The organism is Gilliamella sp. wkB292 (genome assembly GCF_001690235.1).
GTDB lineage: Bacteria > Pseudomonadota > Gammaproteobacteria > Enterobacterales > Orbaceae > Gilliamella > Gilliamella apicola_F.
The window spans coordinates 1-19,097 of the sequence record NZ_LZGO01000047.1 but is presented as its reverse complement, the minus strand read 5'-3'; the positions used below and the strand labels follow the sequence as shown (position 1 = coordinate 19,097).

At 36.0% G+C, this 19,097-nt stretch carries 16 protein-coding genes, 1 rRNA gene and 1 pseudogene; 13 read left to right on the top strand and 5 right to left on the bottom strand.

Going from position 1 to position 19,097, the window contains the following annotated elements:
* Nucleotides 1-6: 6 nt before the first annotated feature.
* Nucleotides 7-606 carry a 16S rRNA (guanine(527)-N(7))-methyltransferase RsmG gene (gene rsmG / locus A9G09_RS04640; RefSeq protein ID WP_065633737.1) on the bottom strand — a complete coding sequence of 200 codons (600 nt, stop codon included), beginning with the start codon at nucleotides 604-606 and terminating at the stop codon, nucleotides 7-9.
* Nucleotides 584-2,476: a tRNA uridine-5-carboxymethylaminomethyl(34) synthesis enzyme MnmG gene (gene mnmG, locus A9G09_RS04635; protein WP_065633736.1), complete on the bottom strand. Its 1,893-nt coding sequence runs from the start codon at nucleotides 2,474-2,476 to the stop codon at nucleotides 584-586. Before mnmG ends, rsmG begins: the two co-directional genes overlap by 23 nt.
* A 576-nt stretch (nucleotides 2,477-3,052) precedes the next feature.
* Here mnmG and hda point away from each other — a divergent pair.
* Both hda and A9G09_RS04625 read left to right on the top strand, forming a co-directional pair.
* On the top strand, nucleotides 3,053-3,736 hold the full coding sequence (hda, locus tag A9G09_RS04630) for a DnaA inactivator Hda (RefSeq protein WP_065633735.1): 684 nt from the start codon (nucleotides 3,053-3,055) through the stop codon (nucleotides 3,734-3,736).
* Between the two features lies 1 nt (nucleotide 3,737).
* Complete coding sequence (locus tag A9G09_RS04625; protein ID WP_065633734.1) at nucleotides 3,738-4,517, top strand: Cof-type HAD-IIB family hydrolase; 780 nt, start codon at nucleotides 3,738-3,740, stop codon at nucleotides 4,515-4,517.
* Between the two features lie 611 nt (nucleotides 4,518-5,128).
* Here the strand turns inward: A9G09_RS04625 and A9G09_RS04620 are convergent.
* The 3 genes from A9G09_RS04620 to tusB form a co-directional block, all read right to left on the bottom strand.
* Entirely contained in the window at nucleotides 5,129-6,235 is a 1,107-nt protein-coding gene (locus tag A9G09_RS04620) for an anhydro-N-acetylmuramic acid kinase (RefSeq protein WP_065633733.1), read from the bottom strand.
* 4 nt (nucleotides 6,236-6,239) lie between these two features.
* Nucleotides 6,240-6,803, bottom strand: coding sequence for a Sua5/YciO/YrdC/YwlC family protein (locus A9G09_RS04615; protein WP_065633732.1), 564 nt, complete (start codon nucleotides 6,801-6,803; stop codon nucleotides 6,240-6,242).
* 131 nt (nucleotides 6,804-6,934) lie between these two features.
* Entirely contained in the window at nucleotides 6,935-7,216 is a 282-nt protein-coding gene (tusB, locus tag A9G09_RS04610; RefSeq protein ID WP_065633731.1) for a sulfurtransferase complex subunit TusB, read from the bottom strand.
* A gap of 130 nt (nucleotides 7,217-7,346) precedes the next feature.
* On the opposite strand from tusB, the gene tsaE reads away from it, so the two are divergent.
* The 11 genes and pseudogenes from tsaE to A9G09_RS04555 form a co-directional block, all read left to right on the top strand.
* Nucleotides 7,347-7,820 carry a tRNA (adenosine(37)-N6)-threonylcarbamoyltransferase complex ATPase subunit type 1 TsaE gene (tsaE, locus tag A9G09_RS04605; protein ID WP_065633730.1) on the top strand — a complete coding sequence of 158 codons (474 nt, stop codon included), beginning with the start codon at nucleotides 7,347-7,349 and terminating at the stop codon, nucleotides 7,818-7,820.
* Between the two features lie 60 nt (nucleotides 7,821-7,880).
* Nucleotides 7,881-8,570 (top strand): annotated as a pseudogene (locus A9G09_RS04600) (N-acetylmuramoyl-L-alanine amidase); the annotation flags it as partial.
* A 35-nt stretch (nucleotides 8,571-8,605) separates the two neighbouring features.
* Nucleotides 8,606-10,441 carry a DNA mismatch repair endonuclease MutL gene (gene mutL / locus A9G09_RS04595; RefSeq protein WP_065633728.1) on the top strand — a complete coding sequence of 612 codons (1,836 nt, stop codon included), beginning with the start codon at nucleotides 8,606-8,608 and terminating at the stop codon, nucleotides 10,439-10,441.
* 2 nt (nucleotides 10,442-10,443) lie between these two features.
* Nucleotides 10,444-11,355: a tRNA (adenosine(37)-N6)-dimethylallyltransferase MiaA gene (gene miaA, locus A9G09_RS04590; protein WP_065633727.1), complete on the top strand. Its 912-nt coding sequence runs from the start codon at nucleotides 10,444-10,446 to the stop codon at nucleotides 11,353-11,355.
* A 301-nt stretch (nucleotides 11,356-11,656) separates the two neighbouring features.
* Nucleotides 11,657-11,902, top strand: a complete 246-nt coding sequence (gene hfq / locus A9G09_RS04585; RefSeq protein WP_065633726.1) for an RNA chaperone Hfq — start codon at nucleotides 11,657-11,659, stop codon at nucleotides 11,900-11,902.
* A gap of 21 nt (nucleotides 11,903-11,923) precedes the next feature.
* The gene (gene hflX, locus A9G09_RS04580) at nucleotides 11,924-13,219 is read left to right on the top strand and encodes a ribosome rescue GTPase HflX (protein ID WP_065633725.1); all 1,296 of its coding nucleotides are present in this window, start codon (nucleotides 11,924-11,926) and stop codon (nucleotides 13,217-13,219) included.
* A 23-nt stretch (nucleotides 13,220-13,242) separates the two neighbouring features.
* Nucleotides 13,243-14,457: an FtsH protease activity modulator HflK gene (hflK, locus tag A9G09_RS04575; RefSeq protein ID WP_065633724.1), complete on the top strand. Its 1,215-nt coding sequence runs from the start codon at nucleotides 13,243-13,245 to the stop codon at nucleotides 14,455-14,457.
* A gap of 14 nt (nucleotides 14,458-14,471) precedes the next feature.
* Nucleotides 14,472-15,434, top strand: coding sequence for a protease modulator HflC (gene hflC / locus A9G09_RS04570; RefSeq protein WP_065633809.1), 963 nt, complete (start codon nucleotides 14,472-14,474; stop codon nucleotides 15,432-15,434).
* Nucleotides 15,435-15,452: 18 nt separating this feature from the next.
* Nucleotides 15,453-16,751: an adenylosuccinate synthase gene (locus A9G09_RS04565; protein ID WP_065633723.1), complete on the top strand. Its 1,299-nt coding sequence runs from the start codon at nucleotides 15,453-15,455 to the stop codon at nucleotides 16,749-16,751.
* Nucleotides 16,752-16,838: 87 nt separating this feature from the next.
* Nucleotides 16,839-18,020, top strand: a complete 1,182-nt coding sequence (gene purT, locus A9G09_RS04560) for a formate-dependent phosphoribosylglycinamide formyltransferase (protein WP_065633722.1) — start codon at nucleotides 16,839-16,841, stop codon at nucleotides 18,018-18,020.
* A 302-nt stretch (nucleotides 18,021-18,322) separates the two neighbouring features.
* Nucleotides 18,323-19,097, top strand: a 16S ribosomal RNA gene (locus A9G09_RS04555); the annotation flags it as partial.

Genomic DNA, 19,097 nt, shown 5'->3' with positions numbered 1-19,097 from the left:
ATTACACTATTGAATTATCACCAAACGTCTTTCGGCATCTAATTGGGGAATAGTCAATTTAATATTTTGTTTAAGCATAAAACCATCGGGAATAGTATCGATCTCACTGCCTTTAAGCGCATAAAAAGCACCATGTTCATTAGGTAAATGTTTACACCAATTAAGCATATCTTGCAGGGAAGCAAAAGCACGACTAATCACACCATCAAACTTTTTATCGCAATATTGTTCAATTCGACTTTGTACTGGATTTATATTAGTTAACTTTAATTCAAATTGTACTTGTTTTAAAAAACGAATTCGTTTACCTAAACTATCAACGAGATCAAATTGTTTTTCAGGGTTGATAATTGCTAATGGGATGCCAGGTAAACCTGGCCCCGTTCCGACATCAATAAACGTTTTACCTTCTAAATAAGGCGATACAACAAGACTATCCATAATATGCTTAACTAACATTTCGTTAGGATCTCGCACAGCAGTTAAATTGTAAGCTTTATTCCACTTATGTAGCATTTCAACATAATCAATTAATAGATCAATTTGTTGATCTGAGATCAAAAGATCAGTTTGATCAATTAGATTAATGAGTTTCTTTTTTAACATAATTTTTCTTTTTTAAGTAAACCAATAACATTGAAATAGCAGCAGGCGTAATACCCGAAATACGTGAAGCTTGCCCAATAGAAACAGGTTTATGTTGTTTCAATTTAGCCACTACTTCATTAGATAACCCTGATATTTCTGCATAATCAATATGCGCAGGGATCAATGTTTGTTCATTACGTTTTTGACGCTCTATTTCTTCAATTTGCAGTTTGATATAACCATCATACTTGACTTGAATTTCAACTTGTTCAGCTGCTTGCGGATCGCTTAACCCTGGCGCAAACAGTGATAGTTTCTTTAACGTTTGATAATTCATTTCAGGACGTTTTAGTAGCTCTTCACCGTTGGCTTCTTTGGTTAAATTAGCACTTAGGACCGCATTCACTTCATCAATGGTTTCGATATGAGGATGAACCCAAATATCACGCAGACGTGCCCTTTCTTGTTCCACTGCTTCAAATTTTTCATTAAATTTTTGCCAACGGTAATCATCAACCATCCCTAATTTACGTCCGATTTCAGTTAAGCGAATATCTGCATTATCTTCACGTAACATCAAGCGATATTCAGCACGAGAAGTAAACATGCGGTAAGGTTCATTTGTGCCTAATGTACAAAGATCATCTACCAAGACGCCTAAATAGGCTTGATCACGTGTTGGATACCATTGATCTTGATCATATACAAATCTTGCTGCATTTAACCCAGCTAGCATCCCTTGAGCCGCAGCTTCTTCATAACCAGTTGTGCCGTTGATTTGACCGGCTAAAAATAACCCTTTGATCACTTTGCTTTCTAACGTCGGTTTAAGATCTCTTGGATCAAAATAATCATATTCGATCGCATAACCGGGCCTCACAATATTCGCATTTTCAAGCCCTTTCATACTACGTACGAATGCAAGTTGAGTATCAAAAGGTAGACTTGTTGAGATCCCATTTGGATAGATTTCATTACTATCTAATCCTTCAGGTTCCAAATAGATCTGATGGGAATTACGATCAGCAAAGCGCATGATCTTATCCTCAATTGAAGGGCAGTATCTTGGACCTACACCTTCAATAACACCTGTGTACATAGGGCTGCGATCTAAACTGTTGCGAATGATCTCGTGTGTGGTTTCGTTAGTGCTTGTTATATAACACGGGATCTGCCTTGGATGTTCACTAGCATGACCCAAAAATGAGAATACTGGAACGGGATCATCGCCATATTGTGTTCCAAGTTTTGAAAAATCAATAGTTCTCGCATCGATACGAGGTGGTGTACCTGTTTTTAAGCGACCCATTCTAAATGGATATTGATGTAGTGATTTTGATAAACCAATTGATGCTGGATCGCCTGTTCGACCACCGCTGTAATTATCTAAACCTATGTGGATCTTTCCATCTAAGAAGGTACCTGCTGTTAATACTACGGCTTTTGCTCTAAAAGATACACCCATTTGAGTTTTTACACCTGTGATCTGATCGTTTTCGATGATCACATCTTCAACTGATTGTTGAAATAGCATTAAATTAGGTTGGTTTTCAAGTGTTGTTCGGATCACTTTTCGATAAAGCGATCGATCTGCCTGAGCGCGAGTAGCTCGCACAGCAGGACCTTTACTACTATTTAAGATCCTAAACTGGATCCCTGCTAGATCAATAGCGTGTGCCATGAGTCCGCCCATTGCATCGATCTCTTTTACTAGATGCCCTTTACCAATACCACCAATTGCAGGGTTGCAAGACATTTGACCTAACGTATTGATATTATGGGTTAATAGTAGTGTTTTTCTGCCCATTCTAGCTGATGCCATTGCTGCTTCTGTTCCTGCATGGCCGCCACCAACAATAATGACATCAAAAAGATCTGGATAAAACATAAAAGCCTCGTTGTTTTTATTTATATATTGATGATCGTCGTTTTTGATCAGGTGATTAGGGTTTATTTAGCGTTAGGAATTGTACTCATCTTTTTGATTACGTCAAATGATCTATTTTGATCGCTATTTAAATTAAATAAGATCTTTTATTTGATCTTTTTATTTTTATTGTTATTAGTTTAGATGACTTCTGTTGATAACTTATTTTTGTGATTATTATTTAGGATCTTAGTTGTGATCTAATTCTGTTAATTGATCGGATCTTTTTGGATTTAGACTTGTTTATAACTTTTGTATTTATCCACAATTGTTTTTGTCTTTAAGGTTATTAATCCGATTATAACAGCTTATTAGCCGTATTTATCACAAAGTTATCCACAAAAAATAAATTTGTTTGCTTAAATTTTGATAGATTAGCGGTGATGTTTTAAACACTGTTGTTTGATCTGTATTGCTCTATTTAGCTTATTAAGTAAGATGGTTATTATGCTTGATTTGTTTTATACAAAAGTGATTGATTTTTGTGGTAGCAAATTTATACTTATCATGAAATTATTTTTATTGTGAGGTTATTTTATTACTCTTTCACAGTTACCTTTACCTTTTTCTTTATCTAATAGTGAAACTTTTGATAGTTTTTATGTGGGCGATAATCAATTATTGTTCGATTCGTTACAAGCTTTGTTTGATAAGCCAGGTTTCAATGTCTTTTATATGTGGTCGGCAAGTGCTTCTGGTCGGACTCATTTGTTGCATGCTTCAAATCAAAATAAGTTAGCCAGTTATATTCCTTTAAAGCAGTATTACCATCTTGTTCCCGAAATTTTACAAGGCTTGGATAATTATGATTTAGTGTGTTTAGATGATATTGATGCTATAGCTGGTCATAGAGATTGGGAAGAGGCTATTTTCGATTTATTTAATCGTTTAACTGAGAAAAATGTAAGTAAGTTATTAATTACAGCTAATGCACCTCCTAAACAGATTTGTTTTACTTTACCTGATTTGGTTTCTCGATTATCTTGGGGACAAGTTTATCAATTAAAAGAATTAAGTGATGATGATAAGCTCAAAGCTTTACAATTAAGAGCTAAATTAAGTGGTTTTGAATTATCAACCGAAGTTGGATTGTTTTTATTAAAACGTGTTAATCGTGATATGCGTACACTGTTTTCTTTATTAGAAAAGTTTGAAGTTGCAACGCTTGCTCAACAACGTAAGTTAACTATTCCTTTTATTAAATATATTTTGGATTTGTAGTATGAGTAAAAAGCCTGAAGCTATCGTTTTTTTTGATTTAGACGGAACACTATTTAATAGTCAAATTGAAGTTTTACCCAGTTCTTATCAAGCTATAAATAAGCTTAAACAAAATAATATTATTCCCATGTTAGCGACGGGACGAACGCCTTGTGAAGTTGTTGATTTGATGCATAAAACACAAATCGATTCAATTGTTGGAATGAATGGTCAAGTGGTACTTTATCAAGGTGAAACGGTCTTTACGAATAATATTGATAAAGATGTGATAGCTAGAATTTATCAATTTTCCAAACAACAAATGGATATACCTCTCTCTTTTTATAATTATGAGATTATGCGTGTTTCGCAAGATAGTCAACCTGCTAAGGTATTTTATCATTATTTAAAACAACCCGTTCCTCCCGTTGATGATCAGATCTATTTAAATCAACCTATTCAAATGTTATTGCTGTTATGTGAATCAGGCGAAGAACATTATCGAGATCTATTTCCTGAATTGACCTTTATTCGTAATACACCCTATTGCGTTGATGTTTTTAATCACGGTGGTTCTAAAGGAAATGGCATAACTCAGTTATTACAGCGAAAAGGATTTACTGATGTACCAACTTATGCATTTGGTGATGGAATGAATGATTTTGAGATGTTCTTAACTGTTGATCATCCAATAGCCATGGCTAATGCTGTTGATGGGCTAAAAGCACATGCTGAATTTATTACTGATGATAATAACAATGATGGAATCGCTAAAGCTTTGCATAAACTTGGTTTGATTTAGTTCTAATAAAAAAATCATCTAATTTAATTAATCAGATGATTAAAATTAATGATAATTTAAAATCGATATTATTATCAAAGCAGTTATTGTAATTATAATTAGGAAAATCTTTTACTCGTGCTCTTATTTTTGGTGTTGTATCTTGTTTAATCTATCTAATTGCTGAATTATTTAAGTGTGAATTGATTTGTCTAGTTTTACGCGGTAAGTAAACAAGAGATTTAATGATGCTATTTCACCTATAGGGTTAGCAAAAGTATGACTTGTTTGGTTAATGATTAAAGTAACAAAAATTCAGTCAATAGCATTGAATTTAGCCAATACATACCTAAAACTATAACCAGTAAAGATGCTTTTTTAGCTAAGCTCGACGAGGTTAAACGCCTAATGGGAAAGATGATGAAGAGTCAGAGCTTGGTTTAAGGTGTTTTGCTGTATCTATTTATGATCGTTTAAGTAACATTCTTGCGCGTTAAGTTTATTAACGTCTATTTTTAGGTGTAATACGGCTGAAGATGGAGCTAATTAATTAGCGAAATTAGTCAATCAATAGCTAATCAGCATTAATTAGTTACAATAAGCTAACAAAATCTGATGATTAATTATTTAAATTATTGATATATCACCCCTAAGCATACTGCCTGGCTTGCTCCTGTCACTTCAGGAATGTTGGATGGAATATGATTGATTCGACAATAAGCAAGCCATGCAAATGCAATTGCTTCCATATCATCACTGTTTATTCCTTTGTCATTTGTGGTTAATACTGTCCAGTTAGGTAATAATGTTGATAATCTTTGCATAATCAACGGGTTTTTAGCACCACCACCACAAACCAATAATTCGCAAGGTAAATTGTTACTGATGGGTAATTTTTCAATTTCATGTTCAATAGATATTGCGGTTAATTCCACTAAGGTTGCTTGAACATCTTGTGCCTTTAAATTCATACCTGCCAGTTTTTTATGTAACCACGGTAAGTTAAATAATTCGCGTCCAGTGCTTTTAGGTGCAGGTAATTTGAAATATGCTTCATCAAGTAACTTATGTAATAAGTTTTGTTGAATGTGGCCTGTTTTTGCCCACATCGCATCTTTATCATAGCTTTGATTAAGATTTTCATTTATCCAACCATCAAGTAACACATTACCCGGCCCCGTGTCGTATCCAATAACTGTTTGATTAGGAATTAAGACTGAAATATTACTAATGCCGCCAATATTTAATATGACTCGATTGATGTGTGGATCTTGTAGTACTGCTTTATGAAAAGCAGGTACTAGTGGAGCACCTTGCCCACCATAAGCCATGTCTTTACGGCGAAAATCGGCAATGGTGATAATGCCAGTTTTAGCTGCAATAATATTGGCATCACCAATTTGCATGGTAAAAGGATTATTACCTGTTGGTTGATGGTAAATCGTTTGCCCATGGCAGCCAATTGCTTTAATTTGGTTTTTATTGATATGATTGTTTTGTAAAAATTGATTGATACTATTAGCAAATAATAGTCCAAGTTGATGATCAAGCTGACCTAAATCTTGTAATGTTGTCTGTTTTGTGTCGCATAGTGTTAGTAATTGTTGTTTAATTGAATTTGGCATCGGATAACAATCACTGATAATGGATGTGACTTTTCCTGCTGTGATATCAACTAGCGCGATATCAATTCCATCCATACTTGTTCCCGACATTACGCCAATATATAAATTTTGCATAACACTATCCTTGCCTAATAATTTGTCCTGTTTTGACATCTCTAATTTCAGAGGGTTGTGAGCGTTGCCCTGTTTCACCTTGTAAGATAGGCAATGTGTCACCAAATTGTTTAGTCACTTCAATAACGGTTCGGCAAGGTTCATGACCAGAACGATTGGCACTGGTTGAGACTAATGGTTTTCCAAATAGATCGCAAAGTTGGCAAACTAATGGATGATTTGTTACTCTTACCGCAATTGAATTATATTGCCCCGTTAAAAAATAAGGTGTGGTTTTATTTTTGGGCATAAGCCAAGTAATAGGACCAGGCCAACTGGCTATTGCTTTTTGTTGTTGCTCTATTGTTAGCGCTGTTTCATCTATATAAGGGATAAGTTGTTTAAAATGGCTGGCAATTAAAATCAATCCTTTATCAATTGATCGTTGCTTTAGTTGTAATAGTGTCATTACTGCCGATTGGCAATCAGGATCGCAACCTAATCCAAAAACAGCTTCGGTTGGATAGGCTATGACATCCCCTTTTTTTAATCGAGCACTTGCTTGCGATAAAGTTAATAAATTGGTCATTAATATCAGCTATTCATTAAAACACAGTTGAATTTATATTAAACTGCAAGATTTAGATTTGCAAATGTGCCAATTCTGTTTTGATATGTGGTTATTTAAGAATAATGAATTCTTTTAATTATATTAAAAGATTATTCCCAATTTATTTGTGGATAATACTTAGCTGTTAATTCAACTACTTGTTGCATAGTGATGACTTCAAGCCTTACATCGATGAATTGACTAATGCCACGAGCAATAATATCGTTGTCAAGTACATAACAATGCGTGGTTTTTTGTAAAATATCATTCAATAAGGCATTATTTTGACAAGCAATCATAACGCCATTTTGCCAAAAAAGTACGGCATCTTGCGTAGATATGAGTGTTGTATCAATATTTGCTAAGTGATGAGTTGAAATTGTATGTAACATTTTTCCACTTTTTACTAAAATATCTATTTTACTTTGAATTTTTAAGAAAAAAGCAAGTTAACCTTGCTTGGTACATCTTTAATGGTTATTAGTATATAATAAGGATCATTTATTGAGCAAAGAATTCGTTATGAAACCGATTATTTTAGCTAACGAGCAAGAAACAATTTTATTTGGTAAACAGCTTGCTGAGCAATGTTTAAATTATTTATCTAATCACAATAGTGCAATAGTTATCTACTTAATTGGCGATCTTGGTGCGGGTAAAACAACGTTCAGTCGAGGATTTTTACAACAACTTGGTCATAAGGGTAATGTTAAAAGTCCTACTTATACTTTAGTTGAACCTTATCATTTTAACGATTTTTCAGTTTATCATTTTGATTTATATCGATTAGCTGATCCTGAAGAATTAGAATTTATGGGCATACGCGAATATTTCTCTTCTCGATCAATTTGTTTAATTGAGTGGCCAAAGCAAGCACAAGGCATATTACCCATTGCCGATATTGAAATCCATTTGTCTTATTTAGCACTTGAACGCAGTGTTTGTTTACAAGCAAATACCAAAACAGGTCAGTCAATTATTAATTTACTACATTAACAATTAGCGAAAATACTGATGAAAAAATTAATGACTTTTTTTATGCTTTTGCTACTTTGCAGCTCAGCTTATGCCGCTAAAGTGGTTATAGCTGTTGATGCTGGGCATGGCGGTAAAGATTCTGGTGCCATAGGTAAACATAATCTTTATGAAAAAACAGTGACATTTTCTATTGCTAAAAAGCTTACCAATTTATTAAATAATGATCCTAATTTTAAAGGGGTCTTAACACGCAGTAGTGATAATTTCATTTCGGTATCGCAGCGTTCAGATATCGCGCGTAAAAACAAAGCTAATTTACTTGTGTCAATTCATGCTGATGCAGCGCCAAATCGAAGTGCTTCTGGCGCTTCAGTTTGGGTGTTGTCAACTAAACGTGCGGATACTGAACTGGGGCGTTGGCTAGAACAAGATGAAAAACAGTCTCAACTATTAGGAGGTGCTGGTGATGCGCTTAGTGATGATCATAATCGTCATTTGAGTCAGGCGGTATTAGATCTACAATTTTCCTATTCTCAGCGTGTAGGGTATGAATTAGCAACACAAGTTATTAAAGAGATGAGTGGGCCAATCAAACTGCATAAACGTAAACCTGAACATGCTAGTTTAGGTGTATTACGGTCTCCGGATATCCCTTCTATTTTGGTTGAGGTTGGTTTTATATCAAATGAAACTGAAGAAAGTTTACTTGCTAGTAATACTCATCAAGATAAGATTGCAAGAGCAATTTATCAAGGTATAAAAAACTATGTAAAACAAAATCCTAAATTTGGAGAACGGCACTAATGGCAATACATATTCTATCACCACAATTGGCCAATCAAATTGCTGCTGGTGAGGTGGTAGAAAGGCCGGCATCTGTTATTAAAGAATTAGTCGAAAATAGCCTTGATGCAGGTAGTACGCAAATTGATATTGATCTCGAACAAGGTGGTTGTAAGTTAATCCGTGTTCGTGATAATGGTTTTGGTATTACTAAAGAGGAATTAGCATTAGCTTTAGCCCGTCATGCCACCAGTAAAATTAGTACACTAGATGATTTAGATTCAATTATTAGCCTTGGATTTCGTGGTGAGGCGCTAGCCAGTATCAGTTCAGTATCTCGATTGACGTTAACTTCCCGTACCGCCGAGCAATCCGAAGCTTGGCAAGTCTATGCCGAAGGTCGCGATATGAAACCGGTTATTAAACCTGCAGCCCATCCCGTAGGATCAACGGTTGAAGTCTTGGATTTATTTTATAATACACCCGCGCGTCGTCGTTTTTTGAAAACCGACAAAACCGAATTTATGCATATTGAAGAGTTTGTTCGTAGAATTGCTTTAGCGCGTCCTGATGTCTCTTTTAATTTGCAACATAATGGTAAACTGGTTAAACAATATCGATCATCCACACTTGAAAAAAGGGTTGAATTAGTTTGTGGTCGAGAGTTTATGCAAAAAGCAGTTAAACTCGATTGGCAGCATGATGATTTACTTATTCAAGGATGGGTCGCTAGTAACAACGTCAGTGATCTGCAATATTTTTACGTTAATGGTCGTGTTATTAAAGATAAATTACTTAATCATGCTTTGCGTCAAGCTTATATTAGTCAAACTAATGAGCAACAGAGTTATGTGGTCTTTTTACAACTTGATCCAAAACAGGTTGATGTCAATGTACATCCTGCTAAACATGAAGTTCGTTTTCATGAAGCACGTTTAGTTCATGATTTTGTTTATCAAGCTATTATGATGGCATTGGAATCCCATTTGTCTATTACGACTCAAGCGCCAGTCATTACTCCTAATCGTCAAGCTGCGGGTGTTAATATTTTTAATCAATTGGCTCAACCTAAAAATTATCAAGCTAGCAGTCAACCAACAAAAAAATCAGGTAATTTTGCTAGAGAAAATACACTATATGGTCAGCTTGTTGATGTTTCTAAATCGGTTGAAACTAAACCTGAGCCAGTAAGATTATCCCATCAAGATGATCAAATGACTGAGGGGCAAAAAGCGGTAATTGATGCGTTGTTTCCACAGCGAAGTACATCTTTACACTCCTTACAACAGCAGCTTGATAGTTCGTCATTAGTACAATTTGGTCGTGTGTTAACGGTTATTCAACCAGATATAGCATTGCTTGAAAAGTTTGAAGATAATCAGCAAAAATTTATGTTGATGAAATTACCTGTAGCTCAACAAAAATTGTCAGCAATTAAATTATTATCTCAAGATTCTGAAAAATTATTGATTCCATTGACTATTTTAATCAATCATAAAGAACAACAAGCATTAACCAATTATCAACCTCAACTTAATTTTTTAGGATTTGATTTTTATATCGACAAAGCAAAATTACATTTACAAAGCGTACCTAAAATGCTTAGAACGATGAATTGGCAGCAAATATTACCTGCTTTATTGGCATTGATTTCATCGTCAGAGAAAAATGCATTAGATCCGACCAAAATTGCAGATTGGCTGGCTAGTCAATGTGATAATACTCAAGCAGTAAGTTGGAGTGTGACCAAAGTGATCCAATTACTTGCACAGCTAGAGCAAATTGATAGCAATTTATTGCAACTAGGAACATTTTTACATCCTATTGATCTTCAATCTTTTATAAAATCCATGTAATTATGAATAAAGCAAAAGTTATTTCATTAATGGGGCCAACGGCTTCAGGTAAAACCGCATTTGCGATGGCGCTTTATGAACGTTATCCAATTGATATTATAAGTGTCGATTCAGCGCTGATTTATCGTGATATGGATATCGGTACAGCCAAACCAACAAAACAAGAGCAATTAAACTACCCACATAAATTAATTGATATATGTGATCCCGCAGAAAGTTATTCTGCCGCCAATTTTAGGCATGATGCCCTCGTTGAAATTGAAAAAACGTTAAAAAAAGGGCGAATTCCACTGTTAGTTGGTGGAACAATGTTGTACTTTAAAGCGTTGCTTGAAGGGTTATCCCCTTTACCTGTGGCTAACAATGAAATTCGGCAACAAATAGAAGAAAAGGCCAATAAATTTGGTTGGCAATCGATTCATGAAGAATTAAAAAAAGTTGATCCTGTTTCAGCTCAAAGAATTCATCCAAACGATCCACAGCGTCTTAATCGTGCTTTAGAAGTGTATTTAATTTCGGGTAAAAGTTTAACCGAACTTACCCAAGAAAGTGGTGAAGCATTACCTTACGATGTGATGCAGTTTGCCATTATGCCTTCAGATCGCGCCGAGTTACATCAGCGTATTGAACAACGTTTTTTACAGATGCTTGATCAAGGATTTGAAAATGAAGTGAAAGCGCTAAAATTACGACCTGACTTGCATTTAAATTTACCTTCGATGCGCTGTGTTGGCTATCGGCAAATGTGGGAGTATTTAGATGGTCAAAGTAGTTATGATGAAATGGTGTTCAAAGGTATTTGTGCAACACGTCAATTAGCAAAAAGGCAAATTACTTGGCTACGTGGTTGGAAACAACCTATTACATGGTTAAATCTTGATAATATGGATAAGGTTTTCGATCAGCTGTTTTAGGTTTGAAAATATTTTTTACTGCCTATTACTTAACTTTTTATGACTGAATTGCTTTTCCAAAATGTAAAAAAGTTTTAGGTTAATATAATATTTTAGTATATTTTTTTGTTTGATTAGTGTAAATTTATTAAAATTTTAGTTATTTGTGCATAAATTATTATTGACCGGTTCAAGAGCTGAGTTTTTTATGTTATTTTGGTAAATAGACATAAGTACTTTATGTTTTAGTTAAATTAAAAATTTTTAAAAAGTACGATTATATTATCTTCATATTATTATTTTCATCTTAAAGGATAAACTCATGTCAAAAGGGCAGTCATTACAAGATCCTTATTTAAATTTGCTTCGTCGCGAGCATATTCCTGTATCCATTTATTTAGTTAACGGTATTAAATTACAAGGGCAAATTGAGTCATTTGATCAGTTTGTTATTTTATTAAAAAATACTGTAAGCCAAATGGTATATAAACATGCCATCTCAACAGTTGTACCATCAAGATCTATCTCTGGATTGGTGACTCAACCTGAAGAGGAAAGCGAAAGCTGATTAATTCAGTGGAGAATCTGATTGTTTGAGCGATATAAAGGCGGGGAATCTGCCTTATTAGTCCATGTATTCTTCCCTCAAGAAAGCGATATCGAGGATCTAAAAGAGTTTGAAGTGCTTGTTTCTTCTGCTCAAATTGAGATTCTCGATATTGTGACAACCTCAAGAAAAGCGCCACAAGCTAAATATTTTATTGGTGAAGGGAAAGCGCTTGAAATTGCCGAAAAAGTTAAAGCGCTTGACGCATCTGTCATCTTAGTTAATCACACCTTAACTCCTACCCAAGAACGAAACCTAGAAAAATTATGTGAATGCCGTGTCGTTGATCGAACTGGGCTTATTTTAGATATTTTTGCTCAGCGCGCTAGAACTCATGAAGGTAAGTTACAAGTAGAATTAGCGCAGTTGCAGTATTTATCAACGCGTTTAGTTCGAGGCTGGACACACTTAGAACGACAAAAAGGTGGGATTGGTTTAAGGGGACCGGGCGAAACTCAGTTAGAAACCGATAGGCGTTTAATTCGTCATCGTATTCAATTAATATTATCTAGGCTTGCTAAAGTTGAAAAGCAGCGTAATCAAAATCGACAATCAAGAAATAAAGCTGATCTAGCTACCGTCTCGTTGGTTGGTTATACTAATGCTGGTAAATCAACACTATTTAATTCATTAACGCATGCCGATGTTTATGCTGCCGATCAATTGTTCGCAACGCTTGATCCGACTTTAAGACGCATTAATGTTGAAGATGTTGGTGAAGTCGTATTAGCCGATACAGTCGGATTTATTCGTCATTTACCTCATGACCTTATTGCTGCTTTTAAAGCAACATTACTCGAAACCCAAGAGGCTGCACTTTTATTACATGTGATTGATGCATCCGATCCAAACCTATTAGATAATATACATGCCGTCGAAGAGGTTCTATTAGAAATAGATGCCCACGATATTCCGACATTGATGGTAATGAATAAAATAGATTTAATTGAAGGTAAACAGCCTGGTATTGATCGTGACGAAAACGGTATGCCTATTCGTGTTTGGATTTCTGCTCAAAATGGTTTAGGATTAGATCTCTTATTTACTGCATTAAAAGAAAGACTTGCTAGACAGATCCAAATTTGTCAATTAAGCTTACCTGTTCATTTAGTAAGGCTAAGAAGTCGTTTTTATCAGCTAAATGCAGTAGAACATGAAATTATAAATGAAGATGGTAGCTTTCATCTTGATGTGAGAATGCCGTCAATTGAATGGAATCGCCTCTGTAAACAAGAGCCAGATCTGTTATACTTAATCAATACGCAAAATAACAACTAATTGTTAAATGGAGCATATAAAATATGGCGTGGAATCAGCCCGGAAATAACGGACAAGATAACGATCCATGGGGAAGTAATAATAAAAAACCTTCTAATTCATCCGGTGGTTTTTTAGATAAAATTAAAGACCTATTAAAAAAAGGTAATTCAAGCAATAATAATGGTGGTTCATCAAAAATAAAATTATCGATGAATAGCTCAAAAATTGTTATTGCTGTCATTGTTGTGCTTATTCTGATTTGGGGAATAAGTGGTTTTTATACTATCAACCAAAGTCAACGCGGTGTGATTACCCGTTTTGGACAGGTTCAACCAGAAATTATTCAACCTGGTTTGAATTGGAAACCTACCTTAATCGACAAAGTTTATGTCGTTGATACCCAAGGTACACGAAATTTTAATGTACAAGGGTTCATTGTTACAACAGGTGAAAATTTAGTTTTTGTTGAAATGAATGTTCAATATCGTATCAGCAATCCATTGAAGTATTTATTTAATGTGACCAATGTTGAGGATAGTCTTCGTCAAGCTGCTGATAGTGCTTTAAGAACAGCGGTTGGAAGTTCTAATATTGATGCGATTATTTCCGATGGCCGAGCTGCGCTTGAAAGCAGTACTAAAGATGAATTAGTTAATGTAATTACCCATTACGATATGGGGATTAACATTGTTGATTTGAACTTCCAAGTTGCTCGACCACCAGATGAAGTGCAAGATGCTTACGATGATGCTATTCGTGCTCAAGGTGATAGTGAACGTGAAATTAAACAAGCTGAAGCAGATAAAGTTCAGTTAGTGCAACAAGCAGAAGGTAAATCTGCAAGAATTTTAGCTGATGCTGATGCGTATAAAGTTCGGGTAGAACTTGAAGCGGCCGGTGATGTTGCACGTTTTGAAAAAATATTACCTCAATATAAGGCTGCCCCTCAAATCACTAAAGAGCGTTTATATATTGAAACAATGGAAAAAATATTAAGTAAAACTAATAAAGTGGTTGTGAATGATAAAAGTGGTAATTTAATGGTGTTACCTTTAGAGCAATTATTAAAAAATAATGGCGAAAAAACATCTACTCCAACTACGTTGCCAAATCAAAACAGTGATTACAATTTTAATATGCCAAGCTCTTCTGATGCGATAAAAAGTGCACCTCAACCAACCAAAGAGTCGCAAAATGGTGCTACAACCCGTAATAATAGTTCTACCAGCAATACGACGCGGACTATGGGACGATAAGGAGAAAAATGAATATGCGTAAATTATTGATTCCTATAGTTTTGATTTTAATTGGTGTGTTTTTTTCAAGTGCTTATGTTATTGAGGAAGGCACCCGTGGTGTTGTTTTAAGATTTAATAAAATAATTGGATTATCTCAACCTGGTTTACATTTTAAAATTCCAGGTATTGATAGTGTTAAAGTTATTGATGCTAAAATACAAACCACCAATAGTTCTAATAACAGTAAAGAACAACGTTTTTTCAATGTTCAAAAGAAAGAGTTGATAGTTGATTATTTTGTTCAATGGAAAATTGTTGACTTCAATCGTTATTATGAAACAGTTGCCGGCGGCAATAATGTTGAAGACTTACTACTTGCTCGTCTTAATGGTCGTTTAAGAGCGGAAATTGGTAAACTGAGTAATAAGGACATTATTAATGACTCGAATGCGGATACTAAATCGCGTAATTCTTTAATGATTCGAGTAAAAGATGCTTTAAATGGTACACATCAAGATTCTGTTGATAACGCACCAATAGATAAATTAGTTGCAGATACAGAAAAAGATCCCGAAAGTAGTAAAACGAGTCTACGCGCTTTTGGTGTTGAAGTCGTTGATGTACGTATTAAACAGATTAATTTCCCTGCTGAAGTTTCAGGTTCTATCTATGCAAGAATGCGAGCAGAACGAGAAGTCATTGCCCGCGATAAACGTTTTGAAGGCGTAAGAAAAGCGGAAGAAACAAGAGCAGCAGCGACACTTGAGGCAACAAAAATATTATCTGAAGCTGAACGACAATCACGAATTATTCGTGGTGAAGGTGATGCTAATGCAGCTAAACTTTATGCTGATGCCTTTGGTAAAGATATGGAGTTTTTTAGCTTCATTCGAAGTTTAAAAGCTTATGAACAAAGTTTTATTGGTAATGACGTTATGGTTATTAGCCCAGATAGTGAATTTTTCCAATACATGAAACTAAAATCGAATAAATAACAGAATGAGTAATAGTCTATGAGTAATAATGTTGTTGTGCTAGGTACGCAATGGGGTGATGAAGGCAAAGGTAAAGTTGTTGATTTACTCACAGAAAAAGCAAAATATGTTGTTCGTTATCAAGGTGGGCATAATGCTGGCCATACGTTAGTGATCAATGGCGAAAAAACAGTATTACATCTTATCCCATCAGGTATTCTTCGTCATGATGTTATAAGTATCATTGCGAATGGTGTAGTGCTTTGCCCTGATGCGCTAATGAAAGAGATGAAAGCGTTAGAAGAAAAAGGTATTCCAGTTAAAGACAGATTACTGATATCTGAATCTTGCCCTTTAATTCTACCTTACCATATTGCATTAGACCAAGCTCGTGAAAAAGCACGTGGTAGTAAAGCGATAGGCACCACAGGTCGAGGTATCGGCCCTGCATATGAAGATAAAGTCGCTCGTCGTGGACTTCGAGTTGGTGATTTGCGTGATCGTCAAGCATTTGCTGAAAAATTGAAAGAAGTTATGGAATACCACAACTTTCAATTAGTCAATTACTATAAAGTTGAAGCGGTTGATTATCAAAAAGTCCTTGATGACACATTAGCGATTGCAGATATTTTAGTCGCTATGATTGCAGATATTCCGACGTTATTAGAAGACGCTCGGAAGAAAGGCGAAAGAATAATGTTTGAAGGTGCACAAGGTACTTTACTTGATATTGATCATGGTACTTATCCTTTTGTTACCTCTTCAAATACTACTGCTGGCGGTGTAGCGACAGGATCAGGTTTTGGTCCTCGTTATGTTGGCTATGTGCTAGGTATTGTTAAGGCTTACTCTACTCGTGTTGGTGCAGGACCATTTCCAACAGAACTCTTTGATGATGTAGGTGAATATCTGTGTAAACAAGGTAATGAATTTGGTGCAACAACGGGTCGTCGTCGTCGTACTGGTTGGCTTGATGCGGTTGCTGTTCGTAAAGCCGTACAACTAAATTCAGTTTCTGGTTTCTGTTTAACTAAACTTGATGTGTTAGACGGTCTTAAAGAGGTTAAAATCTGTGTTGGTTATCAATTACCTAATGGTGATGTGATTAACAATGCACCGGCTGCTGCTGAAGATTGGAGTTTAGTCAAACCTGTATATGAGTCTATGCCAGGATGGAGCGAATCAACTTTTGGTATTAAAAGTTATGATGCGTTACCACAAGCAGCAAAAAATTATATTAAACGAATAGAAGAGTTAACTGAAACCCCAATTGATATTATTTCAACAGGTCCAGATCGTAGTGAAACCATGATTCTACGTGATCCTTATCAAGCATAATAGTAATTAGAAAATCGGGATATTGTTCCCGATTTTTTATTTTTAGGATATTAAAATTAAAAATAGTTAACTGAGTATGAGGACATTATGACTACAATAGGAACGCCGTTATCACCCACTTCAACAAAAGTTATGCTTTGTGGTGCAGGTGAATTAGCGAAAGAAGTCGTGATAGAGCTACAAAGGTTTGGTTGTGAAGTTATTGCTGTTGATCGCTACGCTAATGCGCCAGCAATGCAAGTTGCACATCGTTATCATGTAATCAATATGTTAGATGGTCAAGCTTTAAGGAAAGTTATCGAAGCTGAAAAACCTGATTATATCGTTCCAGAAATAGAAGCAATTGCAACTGACACTTTAGTCGAATTAGAGCAGCAAGGCTTTACGGTTATTCCTACAGCAAAAGCAACACAACTGACGATGAATCGAGAAGGTATTCGTCGGCTAGCCGCTGAAGAGCTAAAACTACCAACTTCACCTTACCGATTTGCTATAAATGAACATGAATTTAAAAAAGCGGTTGAAGAGATAGGCTTTCCTTGTTTTGTTAAACCCGTTATGAGTTCTTCAGGAAAAGGACAATCACTGATACGTAATCATCAGGACATTGAATTAGCATGGACATATGCACAAGCAGGAGGGCGAGCTGGTGGGGGTAAGGTTATTATCGAAGGTTTGGTGGATTTTGATTATGAAATTACTTTATTAACTGTTCGACATATTCATGGTGTTTCATTTTGTCAACCAATTGGTCATCGACAAGAAAAAGGTGATTATCGAGAATCTTGGCAACCTCAAGCGATGTCTGATAATGCACTAAAGTTAGCAAAGGAAATTGCAACCAAAGTAACTGATGCATTAGGCGGACGCGGTTTATTTGGTGTAGAATTATTTATTAAAGGTGATCAGGTTTGGTTTAGTGAAGTTTCACCACGTCCACATGATACCGGTATGGTGACGTTAATATCACAAAATCTTTCTGAATTTGCGCTGCATGCTCGAGCAATACTTGGTTTACCTATTCCTGTTATTGAACAATATGGCCCGAGTGCATCTGCTGTTTTATTAGTAGAGGGAGATTCTAAACAAGTTAAATTTGCTAATTTAGATAAAGCATTAAGTCAGCCACAAACGGATTTACGTTTATTCGGTAAGCCAGAAGTAAAAGCAACGCGCAGAATGGGTGTTGCGCTTGCTAGAGCACTAACGGTTGAGGAAGCGATTAGTAAAGCGAAGAATGCAGTAAAACAAATCACGATAAGCTTATAAAGTTGCGTTTAGCTTAAAAAGCAATCACTCGATAAGAAAAATTTGAAATTTATAAAATTGGGGGTTGACGTAGGCAAATGAAGTGAGTAACATACGCAACCCTTGAGACAGCAAACTGAAACAACAAAATGTTTAGTTAAATTAAAAGCTGTCAGCTCTTTAAAAAGAAGAAACAGACAATCTGTGTGGGCACTTGCGAGACGAAAAGATTAAAGTCTACGGACTCAAAAAATTAAGTCTTGATAAGTGACACTGAAGATTCATTTGAATATGTCAGAGACAGTTATTGAGCATCAAACTTTAAATTGAAGAGTTTGATCATGGCTCAGATTGAACGCTGGCGGCAGGCTTAACACATGCAAGTCGAACGGTAACATGAGTGCTTGCACTTGATGACGAGTGGCGGACGGGTGAGTAAAGTATGGGGATCTGCCGAATGGAGGGGGACAACAGTTGGAAACGACTGCTAATACCGCATAATGTTGAGAGACCAAAGCATGGGACCTTCGGGCCATGCGCCATTTGATGAACCCATATGGGATTAGCTAGTTGGTGGGGTAAGGGCTCACCAAGGCGACGATCTCTAGCTGGTCTGAGAGGATGACCAGCCACACTGGAACTGAGACACGGTCCAGACTCCTACGGGAGGCAGCAGTGGGGAATATTGCACAATGGGGGGAACCCTGATGCAGCCATGCCGCGTGTATGAAGAAGGCCTTCGGGTTGTAAAGTACTTTCGGTAGTGAGGAAGGTGGTGTATCTAATAGGTGCATCAATTGACGTTAATTACAGAAGAAGCACCGGCTAACTCCGTGCCAGCAGCCGCGGTAATACGGAGGGTGCGAGCGTTAATCGGAATGACTGGGCGTAAAGGGCATGTAGGCGGATAATTAAGTTAGGTGTGAAAGCCCTGGGCTCAACCTAGGAATTGCACTTAAAACTGGTTATCTGGAGTATTGTAGAGGAAGGTAGAATTCCACGTGTAGCGGTGAAATGCGTAGAGATGTGGAGGAATACCGGTGGCGAAGGCGGCCTTCTGGACAGATACTGACGCTGAGATGCGAAAGCGTGGGGAGC

Coding starts and splice junctions, on each gene's coding strand:
- rsmG (WP_065633737.1), bottom strand. CDS start 606: ATGTTAAAAAAGAAACTCATTAATCTAATTGATCAAACTGATCTTTTG.
- mnmG (WP_065633736.1), bottom strand. CDS start 2,476: ATGTTTTATCCAGATCTTTTTGATGTCATTATTGTTGGTGGCGGCCAT.
- A9G09_RS04625 (WP_065633734.1), top strand. CDS start 3,738: ATGAGTAAAAAGCCTGAAGCTATCGTTTTTTTTGATTTAGACGGAACA.
- A9G09_RS04620 (WP_065633733.1), bottom strand. CDS start 6,235: ATGCAAAATTTATATATTGGCGTAATGTCGGGAACAAGTATGGATGGA.
- A9G09_RS04615 (WP_065633732.1), bottom strand. CDS start 6,803: ATGACCAATTTATTAACTTTATCGCAAGCAAGTGCTCGATTAAAAAAA.
- tusB (WP_065633731.1), bottom strand. CDS start 7,216: ATGTTACATACAATTTCAACTCATCACTTAGCAAATATTGATACAACA.
- tsaE (WP_065633730.1), top strand. CDS start 7,347: ATGAAACCGATTATTTTAGCTAACGAGCAAGAAACAATTTTATTTGGT.
- mutL (WP_065633728.1), top strand. CDS start 8,606: ATGGCAATACATATTCTATCACCACAATTGGCCAATCAAATTGCTGCT.
- miaA (WP_065633727.1), top strand. CDS start 10,444: ATGAATAAAGCAAAAGTTATTTCATTAATGGGGCCAACGGCTTCAGGT.
- hfq (WP_065633726.1), top strand. CDS start 11,657: ATGTCAAAAGGGCAGTCATTACAAGATCCTTATTTAAATTTGCTTCGT.
- hflK (WP_065633724.1), top strand. CDS start 13,243: ATGGCGTGGAATCAGCCCGGAAATAACGGACAAGATAACGATCCATGG.
- hflC (WP_065633809.1), top strand. CDS start 14,472: ATGCGTAAATTATTGATTCCTATAGTTTTGATTTTAATTGGTGTGTTT.
- A9G09_RS04565 (WP_065633723.1), top strand. CDS start 15,453: ATGAGTAATAATGTTGTTGTGCTAGGTACGCAATGGGGTGATGAAGGC.
- purT (WP_065633722.1), top strand. CDS start 16,839: ATGACTACAATAGGAACGCCGTTATCACCCACTTCAACAAAAGTTATG.